This window comes from Salana multivorans (assembly GCF_003751805.1).
GTDB lineage: Bacteria > Actinomycetota > Actinomycetes > Actinomycetales > Beutenbergiaceae > Salana > Salana multivorans.
In genome coordinates, this window is the sequence record NZ_RKHQ01000001.1 from 830,588 (window position 1) to 856,301 (window position 25,714).

17 protein-coding genes and 1 tRNA gene are annotated in these 25,714 nt (G+C 75.2%); 7 read left to right on the forward strand and 11 right to left on the reverse strand.

What is annotated here, in order from left to right:
• Positions 1–3: 3 nt before the first annotated feature.
• Positions 4–1,734, reverse strand: coding sequence for a bifunctional lysylphosphatidylglycerol flippase/synthetase MprF (locus tag EDD28_RS03830; protein ID WP_148059537.1), 1,731 nt, complete (start codon positions 1,732–1,734; stop codon positions 4–6).
• A gap of 159 nt (positions 1,735–1,893) precedes the next feature.
• On the opposite strand from EDD28_RS03830, the gene EDD28_RS03835 reads away from it, so the two are divergent.
• The gene (locus EDD28_RS03835; RefSeq protein ID WP_123738412.1) at positions 1,894–3,045 is read left to right on the forward strand and encodes an alpha/beta hydrolase; all 1,152 of its coding nucleotides are present in this window, start codon (positions 1,894–1,896) and stop codon (positions 3,043–3,045) included.
• Positions 3,046–3,055: 10 nt separating this feature from the next.
• Positions 3,056–3,967 carry an alpha/beta fold hydrolase gene (locus tag EDD28_RS03840; RefSeq protein ID WP_123738413.1) on the forward strand — a complete coding sequence of 304 codons (912 nt, stop codon included), beginning with the start codon at positions 3,056–3,058 and terminating at the stop codon, positions 3,965–3,967.
• A gap of 45 nt (positions 3,968–4,012) precedes the next feature.
• On the opposite strand, the gene nth is transcribed toward EDD28_RS03840, so the two are convergent.
• Entirely contained in the window at positions 4,013–4,672 is a 660-nt protein-coding gene (gene nth, locus EDD28_RS03845) for an endonuclease III (protein ID WP_123738414.1), read from the reverse strand.
• Between the two features lie 84 nt (positions 4,673–4,756).
• On the opposite strand from nth, the gene EDD28_RS03850 reads away from it, so the two are divergent.
• Positions 4,757–5,434 (forward strand): Crp/Fnr family transcriptional regulator, encoded by a 678-nt coding sequence (locus EDD28_RS03850; RefSeq protein WP_245967903.1) that lies wholly within the window; start codon positions 4,757–4,759, stop codon positions 5,432–5,434.
• A gap of 124 nt (positions 5,435–5,558) precedes the next feature.
• On the opposite strand, the gene EDD28_RS03855 is transcribed toward EDD28_RS03850, so the two are convergent.
• The 3 genes from EDD28_RS03855 to EDD28_RS03865 are packed head-to-tail and all read right to left on the reverse strand — an operon-like array spanning position 5,559 to position 6,598.
• Positions 5,559–6,017, reverse strand: a complete 459-nt coding sequence (locus EDD28_RS03855; protein ID WP_123738415.1) for a RidA family protein — start codon at positions 6,015–6,017, stop codon at positions 5,559–5,561.
• Positions 6,017–6,175 (reverse strand): Sp36 family protein, encoded by a 159-nt coding sequence (sp36, locus tag EDD28_RS03860; RefSeq protein ID WP_123738416.1) that lies wholly within the window; start codon positions 6,173–6,175, stop codon positions 6,017–6,019. The genes EDD28_RS03855 and sp36 overlap by 1 nt, the downstream gene beginning before the upstream one ends.
• 9 nt (positions 6,176–6,184) lie before the next feature.
• Entirely contained in the window at positions 6,185–6,598 is a 414-nt protein-coding gene (locus EDD28_RS03865; protein ID WP_123738417.1) for a WhiB family transcriptional regulator, read from the reverse strand.
• Between the two features lie 163 nt (positions 6,599–6,761).
• Here EDD28_RS03865 and EDD28_RS03870 point away from each other — a divergent pair, with 163 nt between their 5' ends.
• Positions 6,762–9,308, forward strand: coding sequence for a transglycosylase domain-containing protein (locus tag EDD28_RS03870; protein ID WP_170169342.1), 2,547 nt, complete (start codon positions 6,762–6,764; stop codon positions 9,306–9,308).
• Between the two features lie 104 nt (positions 9,309–9,412).
• On the forward strand, positions 9,413–10,300 hold the full coding sequence (locus tag EDD28_RS03875) for a metallophosphoesterase (protein WP_425469963.1): 888 nt from the start codon (positions 9,413–9,415) through the stop codon (positions 10,298–10,300).
• Between the two features lie 86 nt (positions 10,301–10,386).
• Here EDD28_RS03875 and EDD28_RS03880 read toward each other — a convergent pair whose 3' ends face one another.
• A complete protein-coding gene (locus EDD28_RS03880) occupies positions 10,387–10,836 on the reverse strand; it encodes a methylglyoxal synthase (protein WP_123738419.1) in 450 nt (149 codons plus the stop codon).
• A 292-nt stretch (positions 10,837–11,128) separates the two neighbouring features.
• Here EDD28_RS03880 and EDD28_RS03885 point away from each other — a divergent pair.
• Positions 11,129–11,202, forward strand: a tRNA-Pro gene (locus EDD28_RS03885).
• Positions 11,203–11,360: 158 nt separating this feature from the next.
• Positions 11,361–13,163: a serine/threonine-protein kinase gene (locus EDD28_RS18040; RefSeq protein ID WP_170169343.1), complete on the forward strand. Its 1,803-nt coding sequence runs from the start codon at positions 11,361–11,363 to the stop codon at positions 13,161–13,163.
• Between the two features lie 69 nt (positions 13,164–13,232).
• Here the strand turns inward: EDD28_RS18040 and EDD28_RS03895 are convergent, their stop codons facing one another.
• The 5 genes from EDD28_RS03895 to EDD28_RS03915 all read right to left on the reverse strand — a co-directional run bounded on the left by EDD28_RS03895 (position 13,233) and on the right by EDD28_RS03915 (position 25,612).
• A complete protein-coding gene (locus tag EDD28_RS03895; RefSeq protein ID WP_123738421.1) occupies positions 13,233–15,608 on the reverse strand; it encodes a transglutaminase-like domain-containing protein in 2,376 nt (791 codons plus the stop codon).
• Entirely contained in the window at positions 15,584–16,738 is a 1,155-nt protein-coding gene (locus EDD28_RS03900; RefSeq protein WP_170169344.1) for a DUF58 domain-containing protein, read from the reverse strand. The genes EDD28_RS03895 and EDD28_RS03900 overlap by 25 nt, the downstream gene beginning before the upstream one ends.
• 86 nt (positions 16,739–16,824) lie before the next feature.
• The gene (locus EDD28_RS03905; RefSeq protein WP_123738423.1) at positions 16,825–17,796 is read right to left on the reverse strand and encodes an AAA family ATPase; all 972 of its coding nucleotides are present in this window, start codon (positions 17,794–17,796) and stop codon (positions 16,825–16,827) included.
• Complete coding sequence (locus tag EDD28_RS03910) at positions 17,793–21,200, reverse strand: fibronectin type III domain-containing protein (RefSeq protein ID WP_123738424.1); 3,408 nt, start codon at positions 21,198–21,200, stop codon at positions 17,793–17,795. Before EDD28_RS03910 ends, EDD28_RS03905 begins: the two co-directional genes overlap by 4 nt.
• Positions 21,197–25,612, reverse strand: a complete 4,416-nt coding sequence (locus tag EDD28_RS03915; protein WP_123738425.1) for a type VII secretion EssC family protein — start codon at positions 25,610–25,612, stop codon at positions 21,197–21,199. Before EDD28_RS03915 ends, EDD28_RS03910 begins: the two co-directional genes overlap by 4 nt.
• Positions 25,613–25,714 lie beyond the last annotated feature (102 nt).

Sequence of the window (25,714 nt, forward strand, 5' to 3'; positions counted from 1 at the left end):
GCCTCAGTCCCCGGACCGCGCGTACTGACCGGCGTGGTCGAAGAACCGCCCGATCACGGGGATCTCGGTGACGCCCTCCGCGTCGGCCACCGCGAGGAGCTGGGAGGCGACGAACTCGGGCGCGTCGAGCATGACCCACCGGGACACCCAGATGGGTCCGTACTTCTCGTTGAACGTCGCGAGGGTCTCCATCTGCGTCCCCTTCGACAGCCGCTGCAGCAGCGGCCGCACCAGGGCGTCGAGCCGGCTCTCGGACTCCCCCTCGAGCACCTCCCGCATGACGGCGAAGTTGAGACCGAGCCCGCGCACGCCCTCGCCCGGCTCGACACCGGGCGCCTTGCCGTCACCGACCGCCGCGATCGTCTCCGCGATGGTGAAGTCGACGAGGCCGTTGGGCAGACCCTCGACGTCGAGGCGGCGGCGCATCACGTCGAGCGACCAGCCGTTCCAGCTCCGGGCCGGCACCCACTGCACGAACGCGTCGACGCGACCCTCGGCGTTGCGCGTGATCGACATCCACAGACCCGTGTCCGCCGGGTCGAGCAGCCGGGACAGCGTCATGGAGAACCCGCGCTCGCTCTCGCCGCGACGCGACTCCTCGCTGATCGCGAGCACGGCGTCCCGCAGCTCGGGCTCGAGGTGCGCGGGGTCGTGGAACGTCGTGGTGTAGCCGGCGCGCGAGACGCGGGAGACCGCGTGCCGCAGCGAGCGCCTCGCACCACCGGAGAGCGTGAACCGCGAGCAGTCGACGACCGCCTCGTCACCGAGGTAGACCGAGCGCAGCCCGGACGCCTCGTACAGCGGCCGCCACTCCTGCGACGCCGCGACCACGGCGAGCGACCACCCGAACTGCTGGGTGTACCCCACGAACTCCGCCCACACCTCGGCGCGCTCGTCCTCGGGCCCGATCGGGTCCGGCGAGACGAGGCACACGCCGCCGCGGACCGAGTAGCTCACGACGGACGAGCCCGCGAAGAAGAAGTCCTTGTCGTCCCGGAGCGCGAAGTAGTCCAGCGTCCCCCCGCCGTACGCCGCGACGACGCCACGGGCGCGCTCCCGCTCGCGCACGTGGTCGGCGCGGCCGAGGCGCGCCGGGTGGCGCGGCGCGAGCAGCGTCCAGCCGAGCGCGCCGAGGAAGCCGACGACGAGGACCGCCTCGACCGCCCGGACGACGGCGACGACCCGCTCGTCGACCCGGGTGTGCCCGACGTCCCGCGCGAGGAGCGCCACCACCGCGGCGACAGCGACCAGCGTCACAGCCGCGATCGCCGTGACCACCAGCGCCCGCCGGATCGTCGCGCGCGACGCGTGGACGGTGAAGGCGCGGCGCTCGTGCACGAGCCAGGCGGCTCCGGCCAGCGGGACCAGCCCCACGAGGGCCGACGCGTGCGGTGAGACGTGCAGCACCGCCGAGAGGACCAGGACCACCACCGCGAGCCACAGCGCCAGCACGTGCCCGTTGCGCAGCCCGCGCGCGGCACCCAGCAGCACGATGCCGACGAGCAGGAAGGAGAGCCGCGTCGAGCCGACGACGAGCCACGGGAGCAGCTCGTGCATGAACCCGAGGTGGCCCCACAGGTGTCGCTGCATCGCCGAGACGACGGTGACGACGGCGAGGACGACCGCGACCCGGGAGGCCGTCAGGCGCACCCGCAGCCGACGGCGGCGCTGGTCGGTCACGGCGGTGGTGGCCGGGGGCAGCAGCACCGAGGAGCGAGAGGGCGGTGTGCTCACAGCGCGAGTCTAGGTTCGCGGTGACGCGAGGCGGCGGGACGACCGGCCCCCTGGTGTCCGCCGAGTGGCCGGGTGACGGCGGGCGACGTCCAGCCGGCGTCCAGACGACGCGCATCGAACGCCCAGGAACACCCGGCCCCCCGGGCCTATCCTGACGGCGTGTCACCGGTCTCCGACCTGCCGACCCTTCCGCCGACGGCGCGTCTCGCCCTCGGCGCGGACGAGGGCTGGCTCACGAGCTGGTGGACCGTCGCGGTCGCGGCGGCCCTCGTGCTCGCCCTGGTGCTGCTCCTGCTGGCGCTCGGCCGCCGACGCCGTTCCCACGGCTCCCCCGGCCCGGGCCGACGACACCACCGCCGGTGGCCAGCGGCGACGACGGCGGTCGCGGGCGGCGCGCTCACGCTGGCGCTCGCGGTCAACGCCGTCGTCGGCTACTTCCCGTCGCTCGGCGCGCTGCGGGACTGGTCGGCGGCCAACCTCACGCTCGACGCCGGTCAGCACCTCGCGGCGGTCGACGGGGACGGTGCGGGCACGGTGGCCGGCGTCGACGTGCCCGCGCCCGCGGCGATGGCGATGCCCGCCTCGACCACGTGGATCTACACACCCCCCGGCTACGACGCGACCGCGTCGGACGGGCAGCGCTCCCGCTACCCCGTGCTCGTGCTCGCCCACGGCAGCCCCGGGACGTCGGCGGACTGGTTCTCGGCCGGCGACGTCGCACACGTGCTGGACGTCCTCATCGACGAGCACGTCATCGACCCGGTCGTCGCGGTCGCGTTCGACCTCAACGGCACGGGCCCCGGCGCCGACGACACGGAGTGCCTCGACTCGACCACGGGCGGCTCGCAGGTCGAGTCCTACCTCGACCAGGTCGTGGTGCCCTACGTCGACGCGCACTACGCCACCACCGGGACGCGCGTGATCGCCGGCTTCTCGGCCGGCGCCTACTGCGCGCTCGACCAGGGGCTGCGCCACCCGGACCTGTACGCGGGGATCGTCGCGATCGCGCCGTACCTCGACCCCGGCGAGGCCGCGACGACGATGCTCGCGACCGCGGCGCAGGCCCAGCAGCACGACATCGCCCGGTACGCCGCGACGGTCGCGCCGGCGCACCAGCCCGTCGCGATCGCCCTGCTCGACGAGAGCCAGGACGAGGTACGGGCGATCACCGACGTCGCCCACGAGCTCCGCGCCACGGGCCGACCGGTGCTGCTGCACGCCTTCTCCGGCGGTCACACGTGGACGGGCGCGCGCGGCGCCTTCCCGCAGACCCTCGTCTACGTCGCCCGGGAGCTGGGGCTCGCCCGGTAGCCTGGCGGGCGTGAAGGTCGATCCGGCAAGCCTGCTCGTCGCAGGCCCGTGGGAGCACCAGTTCGTCTCGGCGAACGGGTCCCGGTTCCACGTGGCGACCGCCGGCGACGACGACGCCGACCTCGTCCTGCTCCTCCACTCCTTCCCGCAGACCTGGTACGCGTGGCGGGAGCAGATCCCGGCGCTCGCCGCGGCGGGCCGGCGCGTGGCCGCCATGGACCTGCGCGGCTTCGGCAGCTCGGACAAGCCGCCGCGCGGGCACGACACGCGCTCGCTCGTCGCTGACGTCTCGGGCGTCATCCGCTCGCTCGGCGCCTCGAACGCCGTCGTCATCGGCCACGGCTACGGGGGCCAGGTCGCCTGGGCGATGCCGGCGTTCGCGCCGACGGTGACGCGGGCGATCGGCGTCGTGTCCGCGCCGCACCCGCGCGCGCTGCGCCGGCCGGGGACCGTCCCGTGGCACACGCTGCGCTCGCTCGCCTACGCCCAGCTCCCGTCCGCCCCCGAGCGCCGGCTGCGCCGGGAGTGGGTGCGTCAGCTCGTGCGCGGCTGGGCCGCCCCCGGCTGGACGCCGGACCCGAGGGCCCTCGACCTCTACGTGAACGCGATGCGACAGCCCGCCGCGGCCCACCACGTGCTCGAGCAGGCGCGCTGGCAGGTCCGCTCGACCCGCCGCCCCTCCGGCCAGGCGGTCGTCTCGGCGCTCGGCGACCCGGTTCCCGTCCCCGTGCTCTCGCTGCACGGGGAGGCCGACCGCTGCCTGCCGCCGAGCACCCGCGACGGTGACGCCGACTACGTCGCCGAGAGCTTGACCGCCAGCGTGATCCCGGGGGCCGGCCACTGGCTCCCCGAGGAGGCGTCCGAGGCCGTGACGGAGGCGATCCTCGCGTTCCTCGCCTCGCTCCCGACCGACGAGGACTGACGGGTCGCGAAGCGGCACGCCCGAGAGACCCGGGGCCGAGCGGTCCTAGGCCGAGAGGCCGACCCCGATCCGCGGGCACACGCCCGCGAGGCAGCACTCCGAGCACAGCGGCTTGCGCGCGTGGCACACCCGGCGCCCGTGGAAGATGAGCCGGTGGGAGAGCATGACCCACTCCTGCGGCGGGAACAGCTCGGCCAGCTCGGACTCGACCACCACCGGGTCCGTGCTCCGCGTCCAGCCCAGCCGCCGGGACAGGCGCCCGACGTGGGTGTCGACGGTGATGCCCGGGATGCCGAACGCGTTGCCGAGCACGACGTTGGCCGTCTTGCGCCCGACCCCGGCGAGGGCGACCAGCGCGTCCAGGTCGGCTGGCACCCGTCCGCCGTGGTCCGCGACGAGGGAGCCCGCCAGCGAGACGAGCGCGGCCGCCTTGCGTCGGAAGAAGCCGAGCGGGCGCAGGACGTCCTCCAGCTCGCCGAGGTCGGCCGTCGCGAGCGTCGCGGCATCCGGGTAGCGGGCGAACAGCTCCGGGGTCACCTCGTTGACGCGGACGTCGGTCGTCTGGGCGGACAGCACGGTCGCGACGAGCAGCTCGTAGGCGTCGCGGTGGTTCAGCTCGCACCGCGCGTCCGGGTGGGCGAGGGCCAGGAGCTCGTTGACGACCTCGGGCGGCGCGCACCGAATCTCGGGTTCTGGGCGGTGCATGGTGCCACGCTACGGCGTGGGTGGCAGACTGACCCCCAAGCCAGCCCGACCGGTCGACCGACCGTGCAGCCGCCAGGAGTGAACGTGACGGACGACGTCGTACGCAGCACCGCGTTCTTCAACGACCTCGACGAGGAGAGCTACGCGGCGATCCGTGGCGCGATGACGCCCACGAACGTCCGCCGCGGCGAGATCCTCTTCCGCGAGGGTGAGGAGGGCGATCGCTTCTGGGTCATCGTCTCCGGCAAGGTGAAGCTCGGGCACACCGCACCCGACGGCCGCGAGAGCCTCATCGCGGTGCTCGGTGCCGGTGAGATCGTCGGCGAGCTCTCGGTCTACGACCCGGGCCCGCGCACGGCGACGGCGACGGTGCTCGCGCCGTCCGCGATGCTCGAGCTCGACCGCTCGCGGTTCCTCGAGCTCCTCGCCGAGCACCCGAGCCTCGCGCGCCAGCTCCTGCGCTCGCTCGCCCAGCGGCTGCGGCGCACGAACGCCGCGCTCGCCGACCTCGTCTTCTCGGACGTTCCCGGCCGCGTGGCCAAGGCGCTGCTCGACCTCGCGGCGCGGTTCGGTCGTCCCGTCGCGCAGGGCATCCGCGTGCCGCACGACCTCACGCAGGAGGAGCTGGCCCAGCTCGTCGGCGCCTCCCGCGAGACGGTCAACAAGTCGCTCGCCGAGTTCTCCAGCCGCGGCTGGATCCAGCTCGACGGCCGCGCCGTCATCCTGCTCGACCTGCAGCGCCTGGAGAAGCGCGCCCGCTGACCCGCTGACCCGCGGGGACGCCGCGCTTCTGTCGACCGTCGTCGGCGCGGACGTGCTCGGCGTGGCCGCCGGGCGCGTGCCCGCCACTGGGTCGCCCGAACGCACGTCCGGGCGACCCGACGGATCACCGCACGACGGCGACGACCTCGATCTCGACGGCCGCGTCGAGCGGCAGCGCGGCGACGCCGACGGCGGAGCGCACGTGCCCACCGTCGAAGATCTCCCCGAGGAGCGTGCTCGCCCCGTTGGCGACGGCGGGCTGGCCAACGAAGCTCGGCTCGGACGCCACGAACACGGTCACCTTGAGGATGCGCTCGACGTTGTCGAGGCCTCCGGCGGCGTCGGCGACGGCCGCGAGCGCGTTGAGGGCTGCCGTCCGCGCAAGCATCGCGGCGTCGTCGAGGCTCACCCCGCCGGGGCCGACCTTCCCGGTGACCGCCATCGCGGTCCCGATGAAGGGGAGCTGGCCGGAGGTGTGGACGAGGTCGCCGTGACGCACGGCGGGGACGTAGGCGGCCACCGGCGCCGCGACGGGCGGCAGCTCGAGGCCGAGCGCGGCGAGGCGCGCGGAGGGCGTGGTCATCACTTCTCCCCGGTGGGGCGCTTGAGGTAGGCGACGAGGCCGTTGTTCGGGCCGGGCACGACCTGGACGAGCTCCCAGCCGTCAGCCCCCCACTGGTCGAGGATCTGCTTGGTCGCGTGGATGATGAGCGGGACGGTGGCGTACTCCCAGGTGGTCATGTCCTCAGGCTAGGGCAGGACCCGGCGCGCGGCACCGAGGCGCTTCTCCGGGAACCGGGCCGTCCCGTCGGCGGCGCGCAGCCGCTCCTGCTCGAACCGGGTGCGCAGCTCGGAGTCGTAGAGGAGCCGCTGGCGCCACGGCACCGTCGATCCGGCGGCCTGGCGCACCATCGCGCGCCGCTCCCGCTCGGTGAGCCCGCCCCAGACGCCGAACTCCATGCCGGTCTCGAACGCCTCGACGAGGCACTCCATCCGGACCTCGCACGCGAAGCACACGAGCCTGGCCTCGCGCTGCGCGGCTCCCTGGACGAACATCGCGTCGGGGTCGCTCCCCCGACCCGACCGAGCGCCGGCGCACGCGGCCAGACCCGTCCAGCTCTCCCCGGCGGTGGGGCCGTGCTCGGCCCCTGTCGTCACTGACATGCGGCACCTCCTGCGGCCAGCCTCTCCCGGGACGGGCGCGGTTTCCTGGGACCAACGTCCGTTGCCGCAGCCGCACCCGGGCCGGCGCGTTCACACAGGATCACCACATTGCCGCTGCCACCGGCACACACCGCTGTCAGGGGTGCCGTCTACCCTGGAGGTCATGACGTCTCGTGCCCCTCGCCACCGCGTCAACGTCTTCCAGGCGATCGCGCTCCTCATGGCGTTCCTGCTGCTCGCCGTGCTCGGCGGCGTGCTCTCGGCCGGGCTGCTCATGCCCGCCGTCGCCGCGATCGGAACGACGTCGGCCGCGGCACAGCAGGTCTTCGACGACCTTCCGACCGAGCTGGAGATCCAGCCGCCGTCGGAGGCGTCCCGCATCCTCGCGTCGGACGGCTCGCCACTGGCGACGTTCTACGCCGAGAACCGCGTCGTCGTCCCGCTCGACCAGATCGCGCCGATCATGGCGAACGCGGTCATCGCGACGGAGGACAAGCGGTTCTGGGAGCACAAGGGCATCGACCCCGAGGGCCTCATGCGCGCGGCCCTGCGCAACCTTCAGGGCGCGGCGCAGCAGGGCGCGTCCACGCTGACGCAGCAGTACGTCAAGAACGTGCTCATCGAGGCCGGTGTCTCCTCGGGCGACGAGGAGGCGATCGAGGCGGCCAAGGAGGCGGACGGCGCCGAGGGCATCAACCGGAAGCTGCGCGAGATGAAGCTCGCGATCTCGCTCGAGAAGGTCTACACCAAGGACCAGATCCTCGAGGGCTACCTCAACATCGCGCAGTTCGGCGGCCGGAACATCTACGGCGTAGAGGCCGCGTCGCAGTACTTCTTCGGGCACGGCGCCGCCGAGATGACGGCGGGCGAGGCCGCGCTGATCGCCGGCATCACGAAGAGCCCCGGCATGTACGACCCGTCGCTCGCCAAGGACGGCTTCGACAACGGGGCGACGTTCGAGACGGCGACGAACCGCCGCGACACCGTGCTGTGGCAGATGTTCGACCAGGGCTACATCACACAGGCGGAGTACGACGAGGCCGTCGCCCAGCCCGTGGCCGAGATGCTCCACCTCACCCCGACGCCGGTCGGCTGCGCGTCCGCCGGCATCAGCGCCTACTTCTGCGAGTACGTCACCAAGGTGCTGATCTACGACGGCTACCTCGCCGACACCGCCGACGAGTCGCGCGAGGTCCTGCGCCGCGGCGGCCTCACGATCACGACGACGATCAACCCGACGCGCCAGCAGCAGGCCTACGACACGCTGGCCTCCTGGACGCCGGAGAACGACCCGACGTACCGCTCGAAGAAGGGCGAGGCCGGCATCTCCTCGGCGATCAGCAGCGTCGTGCCCGGCACCGGGGACATCGAGGCGATGGTCCAGAACACGAGCTACGGCGACAAGTCCGACGAGTTCCCCCGCGCCACCAAGGTCAACTTCAACGTCGACCGGGCCTACGGCGGCGGCGACGGGTTCCAGACGGGCTCGACGTTCAAGGCGTTCGTCGTGACGCAGTGGCTGATCGACGGCGGATCGCTCGCCGACACGGTCAACGCCAATCCCGGCCAGGTCTTCACGCGGAAGGACTGGACGATCTCCTGCTCGCCCGAGTCGATCCCTGACGAATGGCCACCGAAGAACCTCGAGACGGGCGTGAGCGGCAACGCCCCCGTCCTCAAGGTGACCGAGCAGTCCGTGAACACCGCGTTCGCGTACATGGGCACGAAGATGGACCTGTGCGCGCTGCGCGACACCACGTCGCGGATGGGCGTGCACGTCGGCACCGGCACGATCGACCCGAAGTACCTGACCGAGAACAGCCCCTCCCGCGCGCTCTTCGAGGCGCAGAAGGGCGCCGACATCCTGGCGACGCCGTCAATGGTGCTCGGCTCCAACACGATCGCGCCGCTCACCATGGCCGCCGCCTTCGCGACCTACGCCGCCAACGGGGTGTACTGCGAGCCGCGCTCGGTCACGGCGATCACCGACCGCGACGGCAACGCCATCGAGGTGCCGGCTCCCACGTGCAGCCAGGCGCTCGACCCGGCCATCGCCGCGGGTGTGACCTATGCGCTGGAGAACGTCGTCCAGAACGGGACCGGCAAGGATGCTCGGATCGGCCGACCGGTCGCCGGCAAGACCGGAACCGCGAACAGCGACGTCCACGCGTGGTTCGTCGGCTACACCCCGCAGCTCTCCACGGCCGTGTGGGTCGGCCACAGCGAGGGTGACATCCCGATGATGTACACGACGCTCAACGGCCGGTACTACAGCCAGCTCTACGGCGGCAAGGTGCCTGCGCCGATGTGGGGCGACTACATGAGCAAGGCCATGGAGGGGCAGGAGGTCATCGGCTTCGCCGAGGCCCAGGAGCGCCAGATCCACGGCGAGAAGGCCCAGGTCCCGTCCGTGATCGGCAAGTCGGCCACCGACGCGAAGGCGATCCTCGAGGCCGAGGGCTGGTCCGTCCAGATCGGCGAGGCGCGGAGCTCCAACATCGCCGAGGGCCGGATCGGCGCCCAGTCGCCCGGCGGCGGCGCCATGGTCTTCAAGAGCCAGGCGATCGTCATCTACCCGAGCTCCGGCCCCGCGCCGGTCGAGACGCCGCCGCCCGCCGAGGGCGACCAGGGCGGCAACCAGGGCACCGGTCAGGGAGGCCTCGGAAACGGGCAGACCGTCCTGCCCGGCGTCCCCGGAGGCGACCGCTGAGCCGCCACGGTTCGTCGGGTTCCGGGGGGCGCGCGGGGCGGCTGGTCGGCCTCGGCGCGCTCGGCGTCGCAGCCGTCGGCGCGCTCGGCGTCGGCTGGGCGCTGGTGGAGGCACACGCGTTCACGGTCCGGCACGCCCGCGTCCCGGTCCTGCCCGCGGGCTCCGCGCCGACGCGCGTCCTGCACGTCTCCGACCTCCACCTCGTCCCGACGCAGGCCGACAAGATCGCCTTCGTCCGCGACCTGGCCACGCTCGAGCCCGACGTGGTCGTCGACACCGGCGACAACATGGCGCACCGCGACGCGCTCGCCCCGCTCGTCGACGCCCTGGAGCCGCTGCTCGCGCGGCCGGGCGCCTTCGTCATGGGCTCGAACGACTACTTCGCACCGAAGGCCAAGGCGTGGTCGCGCTACCTGCGTCGCGATCCGCGGACGGCGGACGGCACCGCCCTCGCCCGCGCGATCGACGGAGCGACGGGCCGGACGACGGAGCGCCTCCCGGCCGACGAGCTCGCGCGTCTCATGCGCGAGGCCGGCTGGAAGGACCTGACGAACCGGCGCGACGCCATCGTCACCGACGGGGTGCACCTCGACCTCGTGGGCGTCGACGACCCCCACCTCGACCGCGACGAGTTCCCCGCGCGTGCGCCGCTGCCCCGCGGGGCCCTCCGGGTCGGGGTCGCCCACGCCCCCTACCTGCGCGTGCTGGAGCGGATGCGCGACGACGGCGCCTCGCTCGTCCTGGCCGGTCACACCCACGGCGGCCAGCTCGCCCTGCCGTTCTACGGGGCGCTCGTCACGAACTGCGACCTCGACCGGTCGCGCGCCAAGGGGCTGCACGGCTGGCCCGGGCCCCGGCCGGACGCACCGGGCGGCGAGGACTCGATCTGGCTGCACGTGAGCGCGGGCCTCGGGACCTCTCCGTTCGCGCCCGTGCGCTTCGCCTGTCGTCCCGAGGCGACGCTGCTCGAGCTGGTCGCCGCCGACGGCTGACGTCGACGTCGACCCCTCCCACGACGCGGACGACGGCGGGCGGCCACCTCGAGGGTGACCGCCCGCCGTCGTCGTTCCCCGGTCGCTCAGCGCGAGACGGGAGCACCGCCGTCCCAGGCCCGGTCCCCGATCTCGGGGCGGGTGCCCCACTCCTGCGCAAGCAGGGGCGAGGAGATGAGCATGTCGGCGGTGGCGACGTTGCAGGCGACGGGCACGTTCCAGACGGCGGCCAGGCGCAGGAGCGCCTTGACGTCGGGGTCGTGCGGCTGGGGCTCGAGCGGGTCCCAGAAGAACACGAGCATGTCGACGAGACCCTCGGCGATCAGCGCGCCGATCTGCTGGTCCCCGCCGACCGGGCCGGACAGCAGCCGGGTCACGGGCAGGCCGAGCTCGTACTCGAGCATGGTGCCGGTCGTGCCGGTGGCGTAGAGCCGGTGCCGGGCGAGCGTGCCGCGGTTGAACTCGGCCCAGCGCAGCAGGTCGACCTTCTTGTTGTCGTGGGCGACCATCGCGATCGAGTGGACGACGTCGGTCATGTCCCCTCCTTGTGTCGGGTGGCGCACTAGGTGCGGGTCGGTCCCGATGGACCGACCCCTCCAGCGTGCGCCCGCAATGTGTCGGGACCATGACGCCTCGGTGACGGCGGGGTGAGAGCGGCGGTGACCTCCGCCACGACCTCGTCATCCCCGTCAAGAGCAAGGCTCGCGCGGGTCATGGACGGCCGAGGCACGGCCCTCGCGACCCGGCCGGACGCCTCGATTCGGAACTTCGGCGATCGGAGGCTATCCTTGTCTGCGGCCCCCCTCGTGCGGGCCGATCGTCCGACATCGGGGTGTGGCGCAGCTTGGTAGCGCGCTTCGTTCGGGACGAAGAGGTCGCAGGTTCAAATCCTGTCACCCCGACGCAGACGGTGTCGCTCGACATCGGAATGGCTCGGACCCACACGTGGGGTCCGAGCCATTCGTCGTCTCCGCGTCGGGACGAGGCACCGCGCGGCCCCTCGGGCGCCACGCGGGGTGGGCCTATCCTCGTCAGGAACGAGAACCGAGGGAGGTCATCGGTGGCGGATGACGACTGGGCGCCAGCCGCACCGAGCCCGCTGGCGCAGGTGGTGCGGCCCGAGGAGTCAGCGACCTCGGGCGCCCCGCAGGTCCAGGTCCCCGGCTACGCCGACCTCGTGGAGGTCGCCCGCGGCGGTGACTCGATCGTGTTCCGCGCGCGTCAGCTCAGCGTGGACCGCGCCGTCGCCATCAAGGTCGTGCAGACGCAGGGCGAGGCCGACGCCGCGCGGTTCGAGCGCGAGCTGCGGATCACCGTCCGGCTCGGCCGCCAGCACCCGCACATCGTCACCGTCATCGACACCACCACGACGACGACGGGGCAGCCCTGCCTCGTCATGGAGTTCCACGACCTCGGCTCCCTGCACGACCGGCTGCGGGCCACGGGACCGCTCCCGGTCTCCGACGTGGTCACGGCCGGCACCGCGGTGGCCGACGCGCTCGCCTTCGCGCACGCGAACGGCGTGCTGCACCGCGACGTCAAGCCCCAGAACGTCCTGGTCCTGCCCACCTCCTACGTGCTGTCCGACTTCGGCATCGCGCGGATGGCCGACGCCGGTCACACCGCGACGCTCGAGCGGTTCAGCTATCGCCACGCCAGCCCCCAGGTGCTCGACGGGCTCGCGCCGACCGAGGCGGACGACCTGTGGTCGCTCGGCTCGACGCTGTTCACGCTCCTCGACGGGCGCTCGCCGTTCGCCTCGCCCGACCCGGACGACGACACGGCCCTGTCCTACCTGCGGCGCGTCCGGCTGGGCGAGCGCCGCACGCTCGACCGCGACGACGTGCCGAGGGAGCTCGCCGACCTCATCGCCGCCTGCCTGCGGGCCGATCGCGACGCTCGCCCGGCGTCCGCGACCGAGGTGCTGCGCACCCTGCGCGGCATCCGCACCGAGGATCGCTCGTGGCAGCCGGACGGGACCACCGCGCGGGCGGGCGGGCTCGACGCTGCGGACGACGGAGACGCGGCCCGCGCGGGCCACCGGACTCCGACGGTCGAGGTCGAGCCACCGTCGACGACGGAGACCGGCTGGGCTCCAGCCGCCGCATCGGCGATCACCGAGACGCCCGGCTCTCCGGCGACGTCGTCCGCACCGCCGGCCGTCCGAGCCCCTTCCCCCGCGCCCGCAAACGCCGACGCCGACGCCGACGCCGACGCCGACGCCGACGCCAGGGTCGCACCCGAGGTGGCGCCATCGGTCCTGGCCCACGTGGCACGACAGCGCCAGCTCCCCGTCGTCGAGGAGGCCAGCCACACCGGGCTCCTGTCCCCCGCTCCCCCGGGCGACGACGTCACGGCGGCGGACGACGCGGCCCCGGCCGAGCGACGCTCCGCCTCACCCGCACGGCGCGCCCTCGCCTTCCTCGGCGGGGCCCTGCTGGTCGGGATCGCCATCGGAGCCGGTGCGCTGGTCGTCGAGCGCCTGTCGGCTCCGCCCGAGGACGACGCCAGCACCCAGCCCAGCGTCATTCCGTCCGCCACGGGCCCGATCGAGACGAACGCCCCGATCGACGTCGAGGTGAGCAACCCCGCGCTCGCCCCGATCGACCCGGTCCTCGTGGACAACGGGACCTCCGTCGAGCTGAGCTGGACGGCCCCGCAGCAGGACGCGGACTACTACCTCGTCCTCCAGCTCGACGAGGGCAGCAGCCCGAAGGCCGTCTCGGACATCCTGTCGCCCGTGCTGACGAAGGTGACGATCGAGGGGCTCGACCCCGACGGCCGGGCGTGCTTCGCGGTCGTCGGCCTGAATGCCGACATGACCGACCGCGGTGTCTCCGGCGAGGTCTGCCGCACCCCGTAGCCCAGGACGACGTCCCGCGCGGCAGCGGGGCCACCCGGGCGCGACCACGCGCACCCGACGGGCCGGTGGTCAGCGACGCCAGACCCGCGGTGAGAGGTTCCAGAGCAGCCGGCGGGCCGGGCTCGCGCCGGCCCTGAGCTCCCGCTCCACGTCCCCGGCGCGCCCCCACGCGTCGAGCGCCGATCCGTCGGAGTCCACCCCACCCCCGGCCGGCCCGAACGCGCTCGCCTCGGCCGCGTCGGCGACCGCGCGCCCGGCCTCGGCGGCCTCGACCGGCAGCGCGGCGACCAGCTCGGGTGCCGTCGCCCCCGCCGGGACCGGCAGCCCGGCCAGCCTCATCGAGTCCTCCACCCGGGCCCACGCCCCGCGGGCGCCCGCCCCGCGCCACCGCGACCGTCGCCCGACGCGAGCCAGCCCGAGCCCGACGACTCCCGCCGCCGCGAGCGCCGCGGCACCACCGGCGAGGCCCCACACGACGGCGCCGCCACCGCCCGGCGGAAGGAGGTCGTCCTGCGCCGTGGTGGTCGGCTCCGTCTGCTCCTCCTCCGGCTGCGGGCCGGGGTCGTCGCCCGTCCCGTCCTCGGCCTCGGGCGGCGGCAGCTCGGTGCTGACGGACGACTCCGGTCCCGGGTCGACCGCCACCCAGCCGACGCGGGAGAGGTAGACCTCCGCCCAGACGCGCGCATCGGCACCGGTCACCTGGACCGTCGTCGCCTCGCCGGCCCCCGGCACCTCGAACCCGGCCACGACGCGCGACGGGATGCCGAGCGTGCGTGCCAGGACGGCGAACGACGTCGCGAACTGCTCGCTGGTCCCGACCTGGCCGCCGTCCTCGGGCGCCGCCGTGAGGAACTGGGTCAGCCGGGCGTAGGACGACCCCGACCGGGCACCGTCGTCGAGCGTCCGCTCCTGCCCGCTCGCGTCGAGGCGGACCGTGTCGTAGCGAACCGCGTCCGCGATGCGGAGGACCTGCTCCCACCGGCTGGACACGTCGGTCGTCGCGATGGCCGACGCGTCGCCGAACCAGCCCGGCGCACGCGGGAGCTCGAGGTAGCGCTCGAACCCGGCCGCCTCCGGCACGCTCGCCCGCCCGATCGCCGCGGCGGCGGGGGCGTCGAGCGTCGTCGTGACGATGAGCTGCTCGGTCCACCCGCCGGGCGCGACGAGGGTCCCGGTGTCGAGGTCCACGAGGACGCTCGCGCCCGTCGCCTCGGTCGCCCGCCCGGCCGAGGGCACCCACGGACCGGCCAGGTCGCCGGGCGTCAGCTCGTACGTCGCCGTGCGCGTCGCGACGGCCGGCGGCGTGTCCGGCTCGGCGACGACGCCCATGGCGCGCAGCTCCGCGTCCACGCGCCACGCGGCGCCGTCGAAGTCGGGCAGCGTGGCGAGCGCGAGCCGCTCCGGGAGCACACCCTCGACGGCGGTGACGGTGAACACGACGTCGTCGCCGCGCTGGCTCCACACGGCCATCTCGGGCACGGGGTTGGCGGCGCCGGCCGGCAGCCGCGGCGGCGCGACCAGCGTGCGGGGCTCGAACGGGTCCGTCCCGGGGACGACGCTGGCCGTGAGCGCGAACGTCGCGACGACCAGGGCGACGATGCCCGGCAGCAGGACCCCGGGGCGGGGCCGCGCCCGGGTCGCAGCGGTCGGGACCGACGCAGCGGCCGTCGCCGGCGCAGCCGACGAGGAGGAAGACGAGCCCCGGTCCTCGCGCGGCGCGCCGGCCCGGTCCGGCAGGACGACCCAGCCGAGCAGCAGGACGACGGCGGTCGCGAGCGCCGACACCCCCATGGCGTCGCCGCGCCCCGCCGTGAGCAGGGCGCCGGCCACGTGCAGCGTGACCACCCCGAGCAGCGGGGCGACGCCGGCGCGCCGGGCCACCGTCGCGGCCGCGGCGACCGCCGTCGCGACGATCCAGACGAGCAGGCCGGCCGGGACGAGGAGGCTCGGGTCGGGCGGCGCGGGGCGCGGGGCGGTCAGCAGGCGGGGAACGGCATCGATGAGCGGGCCGAGCGCCTCGAACGCTGGACTGGCGCGCCAGGCTGGCAGCATCGCCGCGTCGCCGTCGACCCGCGCGGCGAACACCAGCGCGACGAGCGCGCCGAGCATGATCGTGACGGTCGCGACGGCCCACCGCGGCACCCGGCAGGCCGTCCCGAGCGCCACGATCCCGAACGGGAGCACGACGCAGGCCGCGAGGACCGCGAACGACATCGGCGACGCGTAGCCGGCGGCCAGCGGCGACAGCGAGGTCAGCAGGACGGCCAGCGACCACAGCGGGATGACGACGCGTCGGGCGGTCCCGCGCGCCGCCGCCGTCCCGCTCGCGGCTGCGGCCTGCGACGTCCTCGCCGCCGTCCCGCTCGTCGCCGCCGTCCCGCTCGCGGCCGCGGCCTGCGACGTCCTCGCCGCCCGCCCGCTCACCTGGCCACCGCCGCGCGCCACGCGTGCACGATCTCCTCGGCGCGCGGCCCCCGCAGCACCGTGACCCCCTGCGTCGCGCCGACCAGGCGGTCCGGGTCGTCGTCGACGACCGCGATGACGCCGACGGGGGCCGCCCCGGCCTCGGCGAGCAGCTCGGCGAGACCCGCCCCGGCTCCCGTCACGATCACGAGGATGTCCGGCGACCCGGCGAACGGCCGCGGGCCGGTGCCGTCGCCCTCGACCGTCCCGAGCAGCGCGAGCCGGCCCAGCAGCTCCGGGTCGATCCCGGTCGGGGTGCCGGCCGGCGGCGCGGTCGTGGCGACGTCGAGCCCCCCGCTGCGGGTGACCACGCGGCTCGGGCTCGCCTCGGCGGCGGCCGCCGCGAGCAGCGACGCGGCCACGTCGACCGCCTCCTCGAACCCCTCGCCGGCGTACGACCCGGCTCGGTCGTCCAGCAGGACGGTGAGGTGCGGAGCGGACGGGTCGGCGTCCTCGCGCACCATGAGGGCGCCGCGGCGCGCGCTGGTCGCCCAGTGGAGCCGGCGCAGGTCGTCGCCCGGCAGGTACTCGCGCAGCGCGACCAGGTCGGTGCCGCCGTGCGCGATCCGCTCGTCAGCGCCCGCGTGGCCGCGACGGGTGCCGGCCGGCAGCCCGGCCGCGTCGAGGATCCGCGGCTCGACGACGACGGTGGTGCGCTCGCCGTAGACCTGGCTCACCTCGGCGAGGTCGGCCAGGGCCGAGCGGTGCAGCGTCAGCGGCCCGAACTCGATCTCCCCGCGCCGGTGCGTCGGGATCGGCAGCTCCGTGCGCTCGCTGGCCCCCGGCGCCAGCCGCGGCAGGTCGAACCGCAGCCTCCGCCCCGCGACGAGGTCGTACCCCGAGGCCGCGACCGGCAGCCAGCCGGAGGTGTTGCGCACGCTCAGCGTGGCCACGCAGTCCGACAGCCGCGGCACGCGGACGGGACGCACGGAGCGGCGCAGCTCCACGGGGATCGGGACGACGACGCCGACGACGCCGACCGCCACGGCCAGGAGCAGGGCGACGCCCAGCCCGACCAGACCGGGGTAGGACGCCCACGCGCCGAGGGCGAGCAGCAGCGCGCCGCACGCGAGGGCGGCCAGCCCGCGCGGGCCGAGGCGGAGTCGGCGCACCCCGGCGAACCCTCCGCGCGAGGCCCCGCTCGCACCGAGCCCAGCGGTCGCGTCGCCACCCGGCGGCGACCCGGGACCGGTCGCGCTCATGCCGGCACCGGCCGCGGCGCCTCCACGCCCTGCACCACCTCGGCGACGATCGCCGCGGTGTCCTCCCCGGCGAGGACCGCGTCCCGCGTCGGGATGAGCCGGTGCGCGAGAACCGGCTCGGCAAGACGCTGGACGTCGCTGGGGACGACGTAGTGGCGTCCCTGCGACGCGGCGAACGTCTGGGCGGCCGCGATGAGGCCGCGCAGCGCGCGGGTGCTCGCGCCGAGCCGGAGCCGCTCCTCCTGGCGGGTCGCCGCGCCGATCGCGCGCACGTACGCGAGCAGGGGGTCGGCGACGTGGACGCCGCGCAGGGCGACGGTCAGCTCCGCCACGCGGGCCGGCGTCGTGACCTCCCGGACGTGCTCGACGACGCCCGCCTCGCTGCCCGGGCGCAGCACCTCGATCTCGTGCTCCGCGTCGGGGTAGCCGAGGCTGACCCGGGCGAGGAACCGGTCGAGCTGCGCCTCGGGAAGCCGGTAGGTCCCGTCCAGGTCGATCGGGTTCTGGGTCGCGATGACGAGGAACGGGTCGGGAACCCGGTGACCGATCCCGTCCACCGTCACGGTCCGCTCGGCCATCACCTCGAGCAGCGCCGACTGGGTCTTGGCCGCGGCGCGGTTGATCTCGTCGGCGAGCAGGACGTGGGTGAAGACCGGACCGGGACGGAAGGTGATCTCGCCCGTCCCCGGCTCGAAGACCGCCGTCCCGGTGATGTCGGCCGGCAGCAGGTCGGGCGTGAACTGGATGCGGCGCGAGGTGCCGCCGAGCGCGGCGGCGATCGATCGGGCGAGCGTCGTCTTGCCGGTCCCCGGCACGTCCTCGAGCAGCACGTGCCCGCCGGCGAACAGGCACGTGACGGTCAGCTCGACCACGCTCCTCTTGCCCTGGACGGCCGCGCTCACGGCATCGACGACGTCGGTGTGCAGCAGCCGGAACGCGGCCACCTGCTCCTGGCTCAGGGTGCTCATGCGGGGTCCTTCGTCGTGTCGTGGTCGGAGTCGTGGTCGGTGTTCGGTTCGGGGGTGGGGAAGGGATCGGCCGGCGCGGGAACCGGCTCCGCCGGCGCCCCGGCCGCCGTGAGGTGACGGTGCGTGCGGAGCGCCCCGGCGCCGAGGATCAGCCCGACCCCGGCGACCAGGACCGGCGGGTTCGGCACGACCGGCGGGGCCCACGGGGCGGGGACGATCGTGACGTGGTCGCCGGGCGAGCTGACCGGGTCGTAGCAGATGCCGGTGCGGGGGTTGCACCAGCCCTGGCCGCCGACGAAGGACCACCCCGAGCTCGAGGCGTTGACGCCGTTGCCGCTGGCCGTGATCGTCGCGCTGACGTCGGCGCCGGCCGTGATCTGGCCGTTGCGGCTCGCGACCCGCGCGGAGCTGCCGCACGGGATCGTCGTCGAGCTGCCCGAGACGGTCACGGTGCACGTCCCGCCGAAGCTCGCCCACGCCGCCGTCGGGACGTAGTCGATCCAGACGGTGACCTGACCGTCGTCGGTGTCGACGCTGCTGCCGTCGACGAGGACGGGGTCCCCGTCCCTGGGCAGGTACGGGTTCGAGCCGACCGAGGCCGACGTGCTGCCGGCGGGTCCGGCGCCCACGGCGTTGACCGCGCGCACCTCGACGGGAACGCTGCCGCCGCTCACGCACAGCGCCTGGCCGCCGCAGGAGACCGAGAAGTCGTACGACGTGCCGCCGACGCTCTGCCAGCCGCCGCCGTTCGCGTTCACCTCGTACCCGGTGATCGGCGAGCCACCGTCCGCGGGGGCCGACCAGGAGACCGTGACGTCGACCCGGTCCGCCGACCCGTGCGAGGCCGACGCGGACGGGCCGACGGCGCCCGGGACGGTCGCCGGCGGCGTGATGGTGACCGCGTTGCTCGCCGCCGAGGTCGCGCTCTCGCCGCCCCGGCGCGCCTCGACCGTGAACGAGTACGTCCCGGGGGCCAGCCCCGCGACCACGGCCTGCGTCGAGGTCCCCGCCGAGACGGTGCCGCCCGAGCTCGGCCGCACCACGTACTCCTCGGCGGCCGGGTTCGACGGGCTCCACGTCACCAGGACGCCGTCGGCGCCCTGCTGGACCGCCTGGACGGAGCCGGGCGCGGTCAGCGGGGGCTGCGTCGGCGCGCACTCGTGCGGCACCGACGGCGCCTGCGCCGCCCCCGACCCGCCGTCGGCGTGCTCGGCCGTGACCGTCAGCACGACCGGCGCACCGCACGCGACCGTGACGCTGGCGGTGGTCGCCCCGGCCGCGACGGCCTGGTCGATCCCGTTGCCCGAGATCCGGTACCCCTGCGGCGCGACGACGGGCGCCTGCCAGGTGACCGTGAACTGGTCGGTCGTGCCGACCCGGGTCGCCGTGACGGACCTGGGTCGCAGGTCCGCCGGGTCCACCGGGCAGGGGTCGGCGCGTCCAGCGGAGGAGGCGGCGTACGTCCCGGCGCTCGCGTGCACGGCCGTGACCGTCGCGCGGATCGTGCCACCGCACGCGACGTCGGCGAGCACGAGGCTCGTCTCGCCGCCGGGGACGGTCACGGTCCGTCCCCCGCCGGTGACCGTGTACTGGGTCGGCGCGACGGCGGGGGCGGTCCACCCGACGACGACGTCGTCGCCCGCGCGCTCGGCGACGACCGCCGACGGGGTCAGCTCGCTCGCGGGCGGCGGGCTCACGCAGGCCGGCGTCCGCACGGTGGTGCCGGCGGAGGCGAACGTGTCGTCGGCGTGCTCGGCGATGACGGTGATCCCGACGTCGGAGCCGCACACCAGGCCGGTGAGGGTCGCCGTCGTGGCCGACGCGGGGACGCGCTCCTGGGCGAGGCCGTCGGAGGAGCGCACCAGGTAGCTCGCGGGCGTCACGTCCGGCGCGGTCCAGGTGACCTCGACGACGCCCTCGCCGTCGACGGACGCGCGCACGCCGGACGGGACGCGCCGGGGGTCGCCCGCCGTCGGGTCGTCCCCGGGGACCGTCGGCCCGGTCCCGTCACCGGGGTCCGTCGGGTCGAGGGGGTCCGGCGGGTCGGTCGGGTCGGTCCCGCCGTCGGACGGGTCGGGGGTGCGGGGGTCGGCCGGCGGCACGAGGGCCGGCGGCGTGACGGCCGGCGGCCGGGGGGTCGTCACGGGTCGCGTCGTCGGTGCGATCGCGGGCTGCGGCTCGGGCTGGTCCGGCGTCACCGTCGGCACGTCGACACCGTTCCCATCGGTCACCCGGGTGCTTCCGTCGGGCTGGACCAGGACGATGCGGTCGTCGTCGGGGTCGTGGACGATGAGGTGGCCATCGTCGACGACGAGCTCCGGGTCGCCACCGCCCGGCACCACGATGTCGGCCGCGGCCGGTCGGCCGCGCGCGTCGAGGACGATGACGCGACCGAGCCCACCGCACGGGACGTAGACCCGCTCGCTGAACACCGCGGGCTGGAGCGGACGCTCGCACCCCTGCGAGGCGACGTCGACCTGGACGAGGTCGCGGTCGCTCACGAGGAACACGAGGCCGCGCTCGGTGACCGAGGCGGGGACGAGGTTGGCCGGGGAGACGTCGGCGGCAGCCACCCGTCCCTGGAGGTCGGGGACGGAGGCGGCCAGGTCGGACCCGGCGCCCACCTGGAGCACCGCGCCCCCGTCGGGGGCGAACACCGTGACGCCGCGGTCGTGCGGCACGAGGGCCGTCGCCGGACCGGCGGCGGCGACGGGCCGCTCGAGCGAGACGGAGAACTCGCGGACCCGCTCGCCGTACTCGAGCCGTCGCAGCTCGCCCGCCTCCGTGACGATCCAGACGGAGCCCTCGCGGTCGATCGCCGCGTCCGCCAGCCGCTCCTGCGCCCGGTAGGGGTAGGACAGCGGCTCGAGCGTCAGGGGGTCGACGACGACGACCGTGCCGGACTCCAGCGAGGCCAGCACCATGAGCCCGCCGCCGATGAGCGTCTCGGTGCGACCGTCGGAGGCGCGGCTGCCGCTGACCAGGAGCGTGCTGAGGTCGATCGTCGTGATGACGCCCGTGTCGAGGTTGGTGACGACGACGTAGCCGTCGTGCTGCACGATGGCCAGCCGCTCGCCGTTCTCGCCGATGACGAGGCGGTACTCCGCCTGGCCGTTGGCGGCGTTCACCTGGACGACGGAGCCCTCACCGCCGTTGAGCCACGTCTGCCCGTCCGACATGTCCATGACGGTGGACGCGATGCCGTTGCCGAGCACGGCGCCCATGACGAGCAGGCCGCCGGCCGCGGCCGTCCCGGCCTCGACCATGCCGCGCTCGCGACCGCCGCCGCCGCGACGCGTCAGGCGCGACCACCAGCGCGTGGGGCGGGTGGTGGCGCCGCGAGCCGGGCGGGTGGCGCCGCGGCGACCCGCGCCGCCGCGTCGGCTGTCCTTCGAGGTGGTCACGAGAGGCTCCCGTTCACGCTGGTCCGCGCGCTGGCGGCGATGAGCTGGACGACGTGGGTGGATCCGCCGGACACCAGCAGTGCGCGACCGGGGCCGGTCAGCGGCTCGCTGGTGTGCATCGGGATGGTGGTCGCGGCGAGCGAGCCGTCCGACATCTCCGGCGCGACGACGGCGACGCGGCGCGCGCGGCGCAGGGCCTGGGTGAGGCCGGGGATGTGCTGGCGCGAGCGCGCGTCGTCGGGGTCGGACGCGGCGACGACGGCCAGCCCCCGGCGGCCGGCGAGCGCGACCGTGAGAGCCTCGACGGCGGCCCGCTCCGGCCCTGAGCGCTCCCACTCCCGCTCCCACAGGTGGACGTCGTCAACCAGGACGAGGTGCCAGTCGTCGCCGTCCGTGGCCGGCAGGGCCTCGGCCCATGCGCCGGCCTGCTCGGCCCCTGCGACGACCTCGTCGACGACCTCCGCCGGCTCCAGCACCCCGTCGGCGACGACGAGCTGCGTCGCGGCGCGGGGGCCGATCAGCGTGATCCGCGCGGGCGGGCGGCTCGACCGGCGCGCGGCCTGGGCGAGGCCGAGCAGCGTCGAGGTGCGCCCCGAGCGGGCGCGGCCGAGCACGAGCAGCGGCGCCTCGCGCAGCGCGAGCGTCACGGCCCCGACGTACTCGGCCTCGACGCCGACGCAGACCGCGTCGTCCTCGGGCGCCGGCACGAGGTGCTGGGGGACGAGCGTCGGCATGGCCGGCACGGGCAGCGCCGCGCCGTCGGTGTAGCGCTCCCCCACCGCGGCGCACAGCACGTCGAGCCGCTCGGCCTGGACGGGCGTCCCGGCGCCGCCGACGGTGGCCACCTGCACCTCGTCCCGGCCGACGAGGCCACGTCCGGCGGGGCTGTCCCCGTCGAGCACGACGCCGGGGACCCCGAGCATGACGTAGTCGTCCGGGACCGTCATGCGCAGGACGAGCCGCTGACCGAAGGCGGCCTGGACCGGCGAGGTCAGCCCCGTGCGCTGCGGGGTGGTGGCCGTGACGTGGACGCCGCACCGCCGGCCCTCCTGCAGGATGGTCGTGACGTGCTCGGCGTGCTCGCGCCGCACCGGGCCGCCGCCGTCGAACGCGTCGAGCACGGCCGGGAGGTTGTCGACGAGCAGGTGGATCCGCTGCAGCGGTGTGCCGAGCGCGGCCAGCGCGTCGACGTCGGAGGCGCCGCGCGCGGCCAGCAGCGCGTTCCGCTCGGCGATCGTGCGGGCGAGCATCCGGATGAGGCGCATCATCCGCTCGGTCTGCTGCTCGAGGACGACCGAGCCGACCGACGGCATCCGCTCCAGCACCGAGAGGGCGCCGCCGCCCGCGTCGATCGCGTAGACGCAGTCGGGAACGGCCAGCCGACCCGAGCTGCCGGCGGTCGCCGCGGCGGCCACCGTGCGCAGCAGCTCGGACTTGCCGCTGCCGGACGCGCCGTAGACCAGCAGGTGCCCGCCGCGCGCGTAGTCGACGACCCACGGGGTCTGGCTCTGCTCGGCGGGACGGTCGAGGAGCCCGAGGACGAGCTGGCCGGGGAGCTGGTCGACGCGGCGCGCCTCGGCGCCGGCGCCGTCGACGAGCACGTCGTCCAGCGCGCCGGTCCCGAGGACGACGGTCCCGGGCGCCGCGCAGGCGAGCGGGACCTCGGCGGCGAGCGGCGGCAGCCACGGCTTCTTGGGGGCCGGGCGGCCGCTGCGGGCGAAGGCGGAGCCGGTCGTCGTCACGATCCGCTCGAGGTCGCTGCGCGGGTGGAGCGTCGTCGTCCCCGCGTGCCGGCCGCCGGCGAGCTCGCGCGCGGTGAACGGCCCGATCCGGACGCGGCCGCCGTCGGCGTGCAGCTCCTCGCGCGCCCCGACCCAGGCGACCTGGACCAGCTCGCGCGTGCCGTGACCGGTGCGCCGCAGCCACGCCCGGCCGGGCGTGCGGCGGGACAGGTGCGCGGCGTCCGGCGCGTCGATGACGTCGACCGAGTCGTCCGGGGCGGCGACGCGCAGCGCGATCCGCAGGTCCGTGTTGGCCTTGATCTGCGGCGTGACCACACCGGCCGGCCGCTGCGTCGCGAGGATCATGTGCATGCCGAGCGAGCGGCCGCGCTGCGCGATCGAGACCATGCCCTCGACGAACTCGGGCACCTCGGCGAGCAGGGCGGCGAACTCGTCGACGCAGATGAGCATCGCCGGCGGCGCCGCCTCGGGGTGGTCGCGCTCCATCGCAAGCAGGTCCTTGGCGCCGTACTGCGCCAGCAGGTGCTCGCGCGACGTCAGCTCGGCGTGCAGCGAGGTGAGGCAGCGCTGGACGAGGGCCGGCGTGAGGTCGGTGATGTAGCCGACCGAGTGGGGCAGCTCCGCGACCTCGCGGAACGCCGCCCCGCCCTTGTAGTCGACGAGCAGGAAGGTGATCCGCGACGGCGGGTTGTTCGTCGCGAGCGAGCACAGCAGGGACTGCAGCAGCTCGCTCTTGCCGGCGCCGGTGGTGCCCGCGACCAGGCCGTGCGGGCCGTCCTCGCGCAGGTCGATCGTGACGACGCCCTCGCCGCCCATCCCGAGCTGGGCGCGCAGCCCCGTCGAGGTCGCCCAGCGCTCGAGGAGACGATCGACGTCGTCGGGGTCGGCGAGGTCGCCCGAGAGGCCGGGCAGGCGGACCTGGCCGGGCAGCATCGACTCGGCGGCGAGCACGGCGGCCTCGTCGCGGTACCCGGACAGCGCGCGGGCCGCCCGCCACACGTCGTGCAGGCCGAGCGACTCGACGCTCGTGAGCTCCTCGATCCCGCCGCGGTCGCGGTGCAGCAGCCGGCCCGCGGCGGACGGCTGGGCGCCGAGGTCGACCGCGGTGCCCGTGCCGGCCGGGACCGTCTCGATCGACGACCCCAGCCACAGCAGGTGGAGCCGGCGGTCGGGGGCGGCCGCCGCGACCGCCTCGACCAGCCGCCGCGGGATGCCGGCCTGCTCGTCGACGAGGCAGAGGGTGTGGGCCGTGCCGCCGTCGGCGCTCGCCAGCTCCTCCAGCAGCGCCTGCCCCTCGCCGGCCCCGATCCCGACGCACGCCGTACCGCCGCCGCGCGGAGCCGCGTGCGGGAGCCAGCGCAGCCAGGACTCGACGTGCGCGCGCCCCGGGCCGAGCACGGCCGCGAGCTGCAGGTCGGTCGGGGAGTGGGTGACGGCGAGACGCAGCACGCTCGCCCGGACCCAGGCGTCGACGTCGTCGGTCTCCCCGGTGACGGACGCGAGCGGGATCTCGGCCAGCTCGAGCGGGACGGGCAGGTCGGCGAGCGTCGCCCGCTCGCCAAGGAGGCGGGTCACCTCGGCGCGCAGCCCGCGGTCGCCGGTGGTGACCGCCTTGCCGGTGACGAGCGCCGCGCGCGGGCCGAGGCCGGCGCGGACGGCGAGGAAGTCGTCGCTGTCGTCGCGCCGCACCCAGAGGCGGTGGTCGCGGGCGATCGCGCGGGCGAGGACCACCCCGAGGTCGGGCTCGTCGTCGACGGCGTTCACGCGCTGCGTGGCGGCCGCGGTCTCGATCGTGGCGAGCACGGCGCGCAGGTCCTCGCGCCACAGGGCGGTCTCCTCCTCGAACTCCCGGCGCGCCCGGCCGCGCTGCATGAGCCAGGTGGCGAACATCATCGCCGGGAAGCCGGCCATGAAGACGAGCGAGACGGGGCTGCGCGTCATCCCGAACATGGCAGCGCCCATGAGGATCGGCATGAGCATCATCGGCCAGGACAGCGGCGTCGGACGCGGAGACCCCGGAGGCGTCGGGGTGTCCAGCTCGGCCGCGACGACGCGGTCGCCGAAGCGCGGGGAGCGCAGGACGCCGCGCTCGCGGCCGGCCTCGCCCGCACCGTCGTGGATCACGACGACGGTGCTGCCGAGCGTGATCCGCTCGCCGAACGCGACCGGCGTCGAGCGGGTGATCGTGCGCCCGCCGACGACGGTGCCGTGCGCCGAGCCGACGTCGAGGACGACCGGCGTCTCGCTCAGCAGGATGCGGGCGTGGGTGCGGCTGACCAGCGGGTCGGACAGGCGCAGGCCGCTGGAGGGCGCGCGCCCGATCGTCAGGGTGTCGCCGGTGATGTCGGCGTGCCGCCCGGCGTCGGGGCCGGCCACCACCCGCACGGTGGCGCGGGGTGTGCGGCGGGGGCCGGGGCGGTGGCGCCAGTCGGCGGGGACCGAGCTGACCTCGAGGACGTCGCCGTCGCGCAGGCCGGCGTCGACCAGCGGGGTGTCGGCCGGCCAGGCGCGCCCCTGCGTCGTCGGCGCGAGGAGGAGCCCGCGGCCCCCGAGGTGGTCTCCCAGCCCCGCGGCCAGGTCGGCGACGGTCGAGCCCTCGGCGGCCTCGACCACCACGTCCACCGGGGCGAGCTTGCTCTCCGGGGACGGGAGGACGCTGAGGCGCCACATGGCTCTTCCTCTCGGTCGGGGGTTCGTGTGCTCGAAAAGGTACGTAATCGGGTGGGGGAACGCCAGGCACGGCGGGGTGGAAGGTTCCGCCTCCCAGGGGGT